Annotated in this window: 5 protein-coding genes and 1 pseudogene; 4 read left to right on the top strand and 2 right to left on the bottom strand. The window is 68.8% G+C overall.

Annotated elements, in window-relative coordinates:
- Positions 1–60 precede the first annotated feature (60 nt).
- The 4 genes from ACFV5H_RS32425 to ACFV5H_RS32410 all read left to right on the top strand — a co-directional run bounded on the left by ACFV5H_RS32425 (position 61) and on the right by ACFV5H_RS32410 (position 3,087).
- Entirely contained in the window at positions 61–849 is a 789-nt protein-coding gene (locus tag ACFV5H_RS32425) for an SDR family oxidoreductase (RefSeq protein ID WP_385198437.1), read from the top strand.
- Between the two features lie 293 nt (positions 850–1,142).
- Positions 1,143–1,490: a MazG-like family protein gene (locus ACFV5H_RS32420; protein WP_385048503.1), complete on the top strand. Its 348-nt coding sequence runs from the start codon at positions 1,143–1,145 to the stop codon at positions 1,488–1,490.
- A gap of 55 nt (positions 1,491–1,545) precedes the next feature.
- Complete coding sequence (locus ACFV5H_RS32415; RefSeq protein WP_385198436.1) at positions 1,546–2,349, top strand: thioesterase family protein; 804 nt, start codon at positions 1,546–1,548, stop codon at positions 2,347–2,349.
- 84 nt (positions 2,350–2,433) lie between these two features.
- A complete protein-coding gene (locus ACFV5H_RS32410) occupies positions 2,434–3,087 on the top strand; it encodes a LysM peptidoglycan-binding domain-containing protein (protein WP_385198435.1) in 654 nt (217 codons plus the stop codon).
- Between the two features lie 46 nt (positions 3,088–3,133).
- Here the strand turns inward: ACFV5H_RS32410 and ACFV5H_RS32405 are convergent.
- Positions 3,134–3,760: pseudogene (locus ACFV5H_RS32405) on the bottom strand (alpha/beta hydrolase); the annotation flags it as partial.
- Positions 3,761–4,961: 1,201 nt separating this feature from the next.
- Entirely contained in the window at positions 4,962–9,443 is a 4,482-nt protein-coding gene (locus ACFV5H_RS32400) for a DUF6531 domain-containing protein (RefSeq protein WP_385198433.1), read from the bottom strand.
- Positions 9,444–9,628 lie beyond the last annotated feature (185 nt).

Genomic DNA, 9,628 nt, shown 5'->3' with positions numbered 1-9,628 from the left:
CCCGGGGGGGGCGGGGGGGGCCCCCCCCCCCCCCGGCCCCCTCCCCTACGCTCCGACCTCATGACTTCCAGGCAGCAGACGGACGGACGGACGAGGATCGCCGTGGTCACCGGGGCGGGCTCCGGCATCGGGCGTGCGGTGGCGGTGGAGTTGGCGCGCGGGGGGTGGTCGGTGGCGCTGGCGGGGCGCCGCGGGGAGACGCTGGAGGAGACGGCGGCGCTCGCCGCGCGGGAGCGGGAGTCCGGCGGCGAGCCGCTGGCCGTACGGACCGACGTGTCGCGCCCGCAGGACGTGAACGCCCTGTTCGCGGCCACCGTCGAGCGCTTCGGCCGGGTGGACCTGCTGTTCAACAACGCGGGGACGTTCGGCCCCGGCGGGGTGCCGGTGGAGGAACTGCCGTACGAGGCCTGGCGGCACGTGGTGGACACCAACCTCAACGGGGCGTTCCTGTGCGCGCAGGCGGCGTACCGGCAGATGAAGGAGCAGGCCCCGCGGGGCGGCCGGATCATCAACAACGGCTCGATCTCCGCGCACACGCCACGCCCCCTCTCGGTCGCCTACACCGCGACCAAGCACGCACTGACCGGCCTCACCAAGTCCCTCTCGCTGGACGGACGGCCGTACCGGATCGCGGTGGGCCAGATCGACATCGGCAACGCCGCGACCGACATGACGGAGCGCATGGGAACCGGGGCGCTCCAGGCGAACGGGGAGACCGCCCCGGAACCGGTGATGGACGTCGCGGACGTGGCCCGTACGGTGCGGCACATGGCGGAGCTGCCGCTGGAGGCGAACGTGCAGTTCGCGACCGTGCTGGCGACGACGATGCCGTACGTGGGTCGGGGCTGAGGACGGCCGGTCAGCGACCCCTGCACAAACGGAATTTGAGAGTCCGCACCATTGCGGCCGGTCGCGGACTTATGCTCAACCCTCCTGCACCAAAGCTTCACATTTGGAGCGGGTGGCTTCCGCAGGCCATGTCCAGGGGGAGGCGGCAGCCGTTCCACGCCACCGGGTCGGGGGTGGACCCGCGCGGGACCGCGGGTACGCGCCGGTGGGTGGAACGGCTGCCGCGTGGAACCGGCCGGCAGCCGTCGCCCGGCGCCGGTGCCTGTCAGTGCCGTGTGCCAGGCTCAGCCTCCATGAGCGACCACCTGCCCCCGCCCCCTCCCCCGCCCTCCGATCCCTGGGACTCCATCGACGACCTGTACGGCTGGCTGGACGCCAACCGTCCGGCCGACGGCCGGGAGGGCCTGCTGCTGCGGATCCTCAAACTGTCCGAGGAGGTCGGGGAGGTCGCCGAGGCGGTGATCGGGGTGACCGGCCAGAACCCGCGCAAGGGCACCACGCACACCTGGGACGACGTCCAGGCGGAGTTGTGCGACGTCGCCGTCACGGCGCTGATGGCCCTGCGCACCCTCACCCCCGACGCCCGCGAGGTCTTCGCCGACCACCTGGCCCGGGTCAGGCACCGCGCGCTCGGCGCCTGACCCGGACACCGGATGAATGTAGGGTGCACTTTCCCGCACCCGAAGGAGACGTCCCTTGCCCACCTCCACCGCGCCCCGGGGCAGCCACTTCGAGCGCATCGACGACCACCGCTACAAGCCGACGGCGCACGCGGGCGGGGCCTGGGACACGGACGAACTGCACTTCAGCCCGCTGGGCGGACTGGTCGCCCACGCCCTCGACCGCCACCGGGCCACCGCGGGCCAGGAGGACGGTCTGCTCCTCTCCCGGATCAGCTACGACATTCTCGGCCGTCTCGCCCTGGACGAGTGCGAGATACGGGTGGAGACCGTCCGCCCCGGCCGGACCATCGAGCTCCTCGAAGCGGTCGTACGGATAGCCGGCCGCCCGGTCGTCCGGGCCCGCGCCTGGTTCCTGGCCGGCCTCGACACCACCGCGGTCGCGGGCGGCCCGGACGACCGCCTCCCCGCCCCCGAATCGCTCGCCCCGTGGCCGATGGCCGACCTCTGGCCCGGTGGTTACATCGCCGGCCTGGACGTCCGCCCGGTCGCACCGCCCCGGCCGGGCCGTACGACCGCCTGGGTCTCCACGGCCCTGGACCTCGTCGCCGGCGAGCCCGTCGGCCCGCTCGCCTCGTACCTCGCCCTCGTCGACACCGCCAACGGCATCGCCGTACGGCAGCCGCCCACCGAGTGGATGTTCCCCAACGTCGACCTGACCGTCCACCTCCACCGACAGCCGCGGGGCTCCTGGACCGGCCTGGACACCACGGTCGCCTTCGGCCCCTCCGGCCAGGGCCTCACCAGCACGGTCCTGCACGACGTGGACGGCCCGGTGGGCCGGGCCGAGCAGATCCTGACGGTGCGGCCCGTCGGCTGATCGGCCCAGTGGCCGCGCCGCACCACCCGATGTGACTTAGCGTGAAGATTTGTCACAGTACGCGTTCACTTCGGGAGGCGACACATGCGGCACATACGCCGCCGCGGTCTGGCTCTGCCCCTCATCAGCGGCCTGGCGGCCGTCTCGATGCTGTTGGCCACGAGTCAGGCGGCGGCCACGGAGGACCCGGCCCAGCGACACCGGACGGCCGGGCACGCGAAGGACCGGACGACGCACCACGAGACCCACACCGTGGCGAGCGGGAACACCCTGTGGGAAATCGCCGAGCACCGTTACGGCGACGGAACGACATGGTGGGTCCTCTTCGGGGCCAACGCCAGGACGATCGAGAAGACCGCGCAGGAACACGGGCACGACGGCAGCGACATCGGCCACTGGATCTTCCCCGGGACCGAGCTGGCCCTCCCGGACCCCGCCGCGATGAAGACCGGTGCGCAGGCCGTCCGCGAGGCCTTGGACCGCGTTCTGACGCAGCATCCACAACTGCTCGGCAGCGCAGTCTGCCCCGAAGCGCAGACACTCGAGGACATCGGCGAGTGCTTCCTCGGACTGCTCGACCAGGCACCCCTGCTGCTGGACCGGCTCGACTTCCTGGAGGAGGTCTCCAGCGGCGACCTCCTCGAACTGGTCGAGCCCCTCATCACCTGCGTCACAGAGGGGGAGGACCCCACCGCCTGCCTGACGGAGGCGATCCCGGACCTGCCCGCCATGGGGTGACGCACTTCGTCGGGTCGCCTCCGTCGCGGCGACCCGACGAAGCCCATCAGTCGGCGGTACCGGTGGCGTCGCGCAGGGCGTGCAGGAGCATGGGCAGGGAGCTGCGGAACTCCCGTACCCAGTACGGCGCGTCGTGCGTGCCGGAGTAGAAGTGCGTCGTCACCGGGGTTCCGACGGACTCCAGGCGTGCGGCCAGGGCACGGGACTCGCGCTCCATGATCGTTTCGGTGGGTGAGACGGCGTCGTCGGGGAACGGGTCGGACGGGTCCTCCAGCCCGGGGACCTCCGGGTCGGGCCGCGTGCCCGGCGGGTTGAGCACGCCCACCCTGCCGTCGCCGCTGGAGAGATGTACGGGGGTGTCGCGCAGCCGGTCGGCCAGGTGGTACGGGTCGTGGGCCTCCCAGTTCACGCGCTGGGCGACCGGGTCTCCCCACAGCGCCTTCCAGTCCAGGCCCAGGGCGGTCATCCCGGCCCGGACCGCGTGCGGATGCTGCAGGGGGTGCACATAACCGCTGTAGCTCGCCACCGCCCGGAACAGCCCGGGATGGCGTCCGGCGTAGGAGAGCCCGCCGAACCCGCCCTGCGACTCACCCGCGGCCACGCGGCGGGTGTCGGCGCCGTAGTGACGCTCCAGGAGGGGGCGCACCTCCCGGAGGTGGAAGGTCTCCACGGCCCGGTTCCGGCCAGTCCGACCGGAGCGCCCGCGTCAGAACCTCCCGGTCGACGACCTGGCCGCCCTTTCCCTCGAAAACAGCGAGGTAGGCCATGAATCTACTCATCCATGGGATTTCTACGACACAACCCGGCACGCCGTGCTGTTGCATCAGCCCCTGAAAGAAGAGCGCACCGCCCGGACGGTTGGTGATGATGCGCAGTCCGGTCACCGGAACATGGCGGCGGCTGTTTTGTTCCAGACCCTCACCCCCCGAAGCACGGTGCACGCCATGGCGTTCCGGTTCGTCCGCCGGGCGCGCCGTGCCCGCCGACCGGTTCACTCGACGGGCAGGTCCCCATCGCACAGGGAACACACGAAGAAATCCTCCTTCACGACGTTCCGGTTTCCGCAGTGCGGGCAGCACCGGAAGACGATCGGATGCGTGTAACCGGCCCCATGTCCCATTCCGGCCCGGTCAAGACTCCGCGCCACCGCCTCCCAGGATTCCGGACCCGGGCAGTACCCGGTGGACTGGTTACTGACGAACTCCACCGTCCACCGCCCACCGGACTCCCCGCGCGCGAATCCGATCTCGCCCGCGGCGAGGACCGGACGCCCTCCGGCACATGCCACGTGCTCCGACCTGCGGGGAGCGAGGAGCAACCGTCCGGTGGTATCGACGACGTAAGTGAAGGGCTCGCCCACTTCGTGCGGCTCGCGGTCCGCGAGGAACCGCTCGAGATCACACACCCCGTCGACGGGGGTACCGGTCGCACCGGACAACCCCTCCCTCAGTTCCGGGGGACCGACGTAGGTGTACTCGACCGGCTGGCGGGATTCCTTCAACGGTCCATCCGAAAATCTCGAAGCGGGACGAGGGGTGCCGGGGACGGATGGGCGGCCACCCGTCGAAGTGGGCCCGGAACTCCAGGACCCCAGGTGTCCCAGCCCTGGTGGAAGAAGTGATCCACCAGCACAGCACGTGGTGTCACCCTGCTCGGGAGGAAGGCATCCAAAGAGTGGAGAAAATCCTTCACACGGGACCCATCGGGTCTCTCACCCGCCGTGGACCAGCAACCGAGCCACCCCTTTCCCACGTCTCGACCTCCGACTCCGACCCTGACGCACACCCAGAGCCTTTCCTCGTCGTCGGCGTCGCCGCTGATGACGTCCGCAATCAGATCCGACATTCCGGGCAACAGAACAGAGAGCATACCGATCACATCCGAAGTGCAAATTCTATCAACATTTCTGGATCCATTTCTCCGGTTCCGATACGCCTCACCACTTCCGCCGTCCGATGATGTCCACCCGTAATGTGGACCTGCGTCCCTGGAAAACGGGGAGAATCACCCGGCCCCCATTCGCGGTAACCACTGATCGGATCATTCCCCTGCGGACCGCCGAACCGCGTGAGGTCTTCGTTGGAAAGATTTCTGACACCCCCGTGCCCTGCGACCTCACCCCCGTACATTTGAGCTTCCGTCAACGGATGACTGGCGACTCGGTTCTCGACCAATTCTCCGGCTCGCACATAGAACCTATCGTAGCGCGAGTGAATCGGAATTTCCGCCAGGTGCTCATTGGGGTAGGGAGCAAGGCCAAGCGGGTCGGTCTCCGCGTAGGGATTCCTCACGTAAGTACGCGAATTGGGCGCCGGTTCCAGACCCAGAGGGTCGGGGGTGACATAACGGCCGGTCTCGGGGTCGTAGTGGCGGAAGTAGTTGTAGTGCAACCCTGTTTCCGGGTCGAAGTACTGGCCCGGAAACCGCAGAGGGGTGTAGGTGGCGGAGTCGGTCGTCCAGGCCGTCACGCCCCATAGCGTGCTGCGGGTTCGCCACACCAGCCCGCCCTCCTCGTCGACGAGTTCGGTCGGCGTCCCCACCAGGTCGGTGACGATCGCGAAGAAGCGCGAATCGATTTCCTCCTGGGACGAATCGTCCACGGTGATGCGTTCGGTCTGCGCCACGGGGCGCACACCGTTGTGTTCCCAGGTCACGGTGACCGGATGAGGAATACCGGGGGCCACGGTCCTCTGCTCGCAGAGCGTCGCGCCGTCCCACGTGAAGTCGGTGCGCTCGACGACCGTCTCGCCGTCCTCCGCCAGACGGAGCTTCGCCGTGCGGCGGCCCAGGGGGTCGTACCCATAACGCCAGCGGGTGCCGTCGGGCGCGACCGACTCGGTGAGGCGGTCCTCGGCGTCCCATGTATAGCGCCAGACATCCGGCTTGCGGGACAGGCGGGTCCGTCGGCGCAGCGTGACCCTCCCCAGGGCGTCGTACTCATAACGGACACGGCCTGCACGAGTCATGCGGGTGCCCTCGTAGTCACGGGTGCCTGCCGCCTCTTGACCCGGGTGGCTCTCCGGCCACTCGGCCTCCGTCTGATTCCCCGCCTCGTCGTACGCATAGCGCTCGGTCCAGGTCGCGGCGTGCACCACCGTCACGCGGCCCGCCCCGTCCAACTCGAGTCGACGGTCACCCGTCAGCCGGTCGGCGGTGCCCACGACGTTCCCGTCGGCACGGTAGGTGTACGTACGGTGTTGAAGATGGGTGCCCCGCGGGTCGATCAGACTCTGGCTCTCCGGACGTCCCGAGGAGTCGTACGCGTGGAGGACGGTCGCGCTCCCGCAGCTACGGCGAGTGAGTTCGCGTCCCGCCTCGTCATAGGTGAATTCGATCGGCCGGCCCGACACAACCATGGAGGCGAGGCGTCCCGCCTCGTCGTAGCACCGGGCGGTACGAGTGCCGCTGGGAGTCGTACGAGCCGTACGACGGCCCAGAGCGTCATATGTGGACGACACCGTACGGCCGTTGACGGTCTCCGCCAGCACACGGCCGTGGATGTCACGACGCAGATCGAGCGATGCCTCCGGACTCTCGGCACGCACGAGACGGCCCGCGGCGTCATAGGCGAACGTCGTGTTCCGACCCTCCACACGCTTTTTCACCACCCGCCCGAGCGCATCACGCTCGAACAGGACCGACTGGCCGATCGCATTCGCGCGAGAGACGACACGACCTGCCGCATCGTGCCGGTACGTGACCGTAAGACCGTCGAAATCCGTCTCGGCGACGAGACGGCCGGCGGCGTCGTACTCGTAGGTCCACTTCAGCCCCTGCGGGTCGGTCACCTTGATCAATCGCAGTTGAGCATCGTGATCGAACTCATACCGCGCGCCATCCGGCCCAGTGCGGGCGGCCAGCAGGTCGAAGTGCGTGTACTCGAAGCGGGTGACCCCGCCCATCGCATCGGTATGGCTGATGCAGTTGCCTTCACCGTCGTAGGCCCATGAGTCGACGGAGCCGTCCGTGCCGGTACGGAGCAGAAGCCGGCCCTCCACCGTCCATTGCAGCCGTGTCCCGGTGCCGGTGGCACCGATGACGGACGTGACGCGGCCAAACGCGTCTCGCTCGTAGTGGGTCACCGCGCCGAAGGAGTCGGTGACGTACAGCGGGAGGCCCGCAGGGTCGCAACGGACTCCGGTCGTGCGGCCCTGCGGGTCCGAGAGGGAGGTAAGGCGTCCCGCCTCGTCGAACCGGAAGGAGAAGGTGCTGCCCTCGGGGACCGTGACCGCTGTCCGGTTGCCTCTCTCGTCATAGGCGAAGTGGTGGACACCACCGTCGTACGAACTGATCGTCTCGGGGAGACACAGTTCGTTGTATTCCACACGAAACTCGCGGCCGTCGAACCGGACGGCCCTGGTGAGACAGCCCTGCTGATCGAGTTCGAAGGCTGTCCTGTGACCCAGCGCATCCGTCTCGGCCAGGACGTGGTGATGCTCGTCGTACTCGGTCCGGGTGACGACGCTCAAAGGATCGATCTCGGCGATGATCTGATGGTTGTCGTTGACGACGAAACGGGTGACGGCTCCCTCGGTGGTCGTGAGGGTGGTGATCCGGCAGTCCGGCCAGGCGGGGTCGATCCCGTCGTAGTCGAGAGTGATGGTGACGTGGCCGGCCTCGCCGCCCTCTGCGACACAGCGGTCCCGGTCGTCGTACGTGTACGTGTACGTGCTGCCGTTCCTGTCCGTCCAGGATGTGACGCGCAGACGGTGGTCATAGGTGAAACACAGCGGCAGACCCGAGGAGTTGAACGTTTCGGTGAGGTTGCCGTCGGTGTACCCGTAGCGTTTGACGACGACGTCCGAGCCGTCGTCGGCGGCACCGACCAGGCTGAGGGCGGTGATCCGGCCGCCCTCGGTGGAGAGAGCGAGGTGGTAGCCGCCGGAGTGACGCATCGCGAGCGGAGTGCCGTGCTCGTCGTAGTCGAAGGTGATCGTGTGCTGGTTGTGGTCGCTGATTCCGGTGATCAGTGCATTGCCCCGACCGTCGGGGCGGGCGAAGTGACGGGTGTGACCGGTCATCGGATCGTGGATCCGGTAGCTGCCGTCCTCCAGGCGGATCAGCGGCCACCGAGGACCGGCCACGGGCAGTTCCGGGGCCTGGGGAGCAGTCGGATGCCGATAGGCGAGCAGCAGCCCGTCTTCGGTGACGTACACGATGCCGTCGGCGTCCACCTCAAGGCGTTGATCGACGGTGGAGGCCCAGGTCGGGCCGAACCACCAGCCGCACCGGTAGTCGGAGGCGACGCGGCGGGTGAAGACCAGGGCCAGCAGGCCTGGCAACTCGATGTCCGACTGCGGCAGGTACATCGCACCGGTGGCCATGTCGACGGGGTCACTGCCCTTGGAACGGACCACCTTGCTGAGCCGGTTGTAGGCCCCCTTGGCGCCATTGGCCATGCCGCGGGCGCTCTTGGCCAGGCCGCGCACGCTCAGCGCCATGCCCTTGAGCCCCATGGAGCCCAGGCTCCTCATGCCCTTGGCGAGTCCGCCGAGGGTGGTGAGGCCCTTCATGCCGGGGATGCAATCCAGGGCGGCCAGTCCCACGTCCCACAGGGACGCCTGTCCTTTGGAGTATCTGTACAGCGTGTCGGCAAGCACGACGAGCGCCGCGATGAGCACGATCGCGCCCAGGATGGGCCCACCGATGATCATCGCGACGATACCGACGACCGCGACGACGATCTTGCAGACGGCGACGATGGTGTCCCAGTTGTCGACGAACCAGTCGCCGACCTCCTCCCACCACGACCGGTTCTGGATACCCGCGTCCGACGCCTCGTCGATCTTCGACTTGGCGTCCCGCGCGGCCTCCTCACGCATCGACCGGGCGTCGGCGGCCATCTCCTTCGCCGCCGCGAGCGCGTCCTGCGCCTCGGACACGTCCGACTGGGCCTTGTCCTGGGCGGACTTGGCGCTCCGCACGTCCCGGGTCGCGGCCCGCACCTTCGCCTCGTCCGGCTTGTCCGCGTCCGACTTCGACCCCGTGGGGTCGTCCTTGTACTTGTCGGCCTCCTTCGTCGCCCGGCCCACCCACGACTCCGCCGAGGTCAGCTTCGACTGCGCCGAGGACAGATCCGCACGCGCCTCGCGCGCCTTGGCCAGCGCCCTGTCGGCCAGGGCCTGGGCGCGCTCCAGCTTCGGCCAGTAGTCCGCGAGCGCGTCCCCGCACAGCGCGTACGACTTCTCCAGCTTCCGCAGGTTCTTCGGAACGCCGGAGAACTCCTCCTTGAACACGTCGGCCGACTTGCCCGCCCACTCCGCCAGCGTCCCCTCACCGGCCATCCCCTTCACCAGACGCAGCGCCTCGGAGACGTCGTCGGCGAAGTCGTGCAGGAACCTCGCCAGGGTGCGCACCCGGTCCGGGTCGCCGGGGGTCGGGTCCTTGTCCAGGTCAAGGACGTGCCAATCACTCGGCCGATGGCCCACCATCCCGCAACCCCCGTCGCACGCACATCGTCAACACCCGTATGCGCAAGCGAACCTACACAGCACGACAGTTTGACGAAAAGGCCGTGCCGGGCGTGGCGGAGCCCGGGAGT

It is taken from the genome of Streptomyces sp. NPDC059787 (assembly GCF_042732315.1).
Lineage (GTDB): Bacteria > Actinomycetota > Actinomycetes > Streptomycetales > Streptomycetaceae > Streptomyces > Streptomyces atrovirens.
Note: the sequence above shows the minus strand (reverse complement) of the source record. Positions and strands in the feature narration are given on the sequence as shown.

Coding starts and splice junctions, on each gene's coding strand:
- ACFV5H_RS32425 (WP_385198437.1), top strand. CDS start 61: ATGACTTCCAGGCAGCAGACGGACGGACGGACGAGGATCGCCGTGGTC.
- ACFV5H_RS32420 (WP_385048503.1), top strand. CDS start 1,143: ATGAGCGACCACCTGCCCCCGCCCCCTCCCCCGCCCTCCGATCCCTGG.
- ACFV5H_RS32410 (WP_385198435.1), top strand. CDS start 2,434: ATGCGGCACATACGCCGCCGCGGTCTGGCTCTGCCCCTCATCAGCGGC.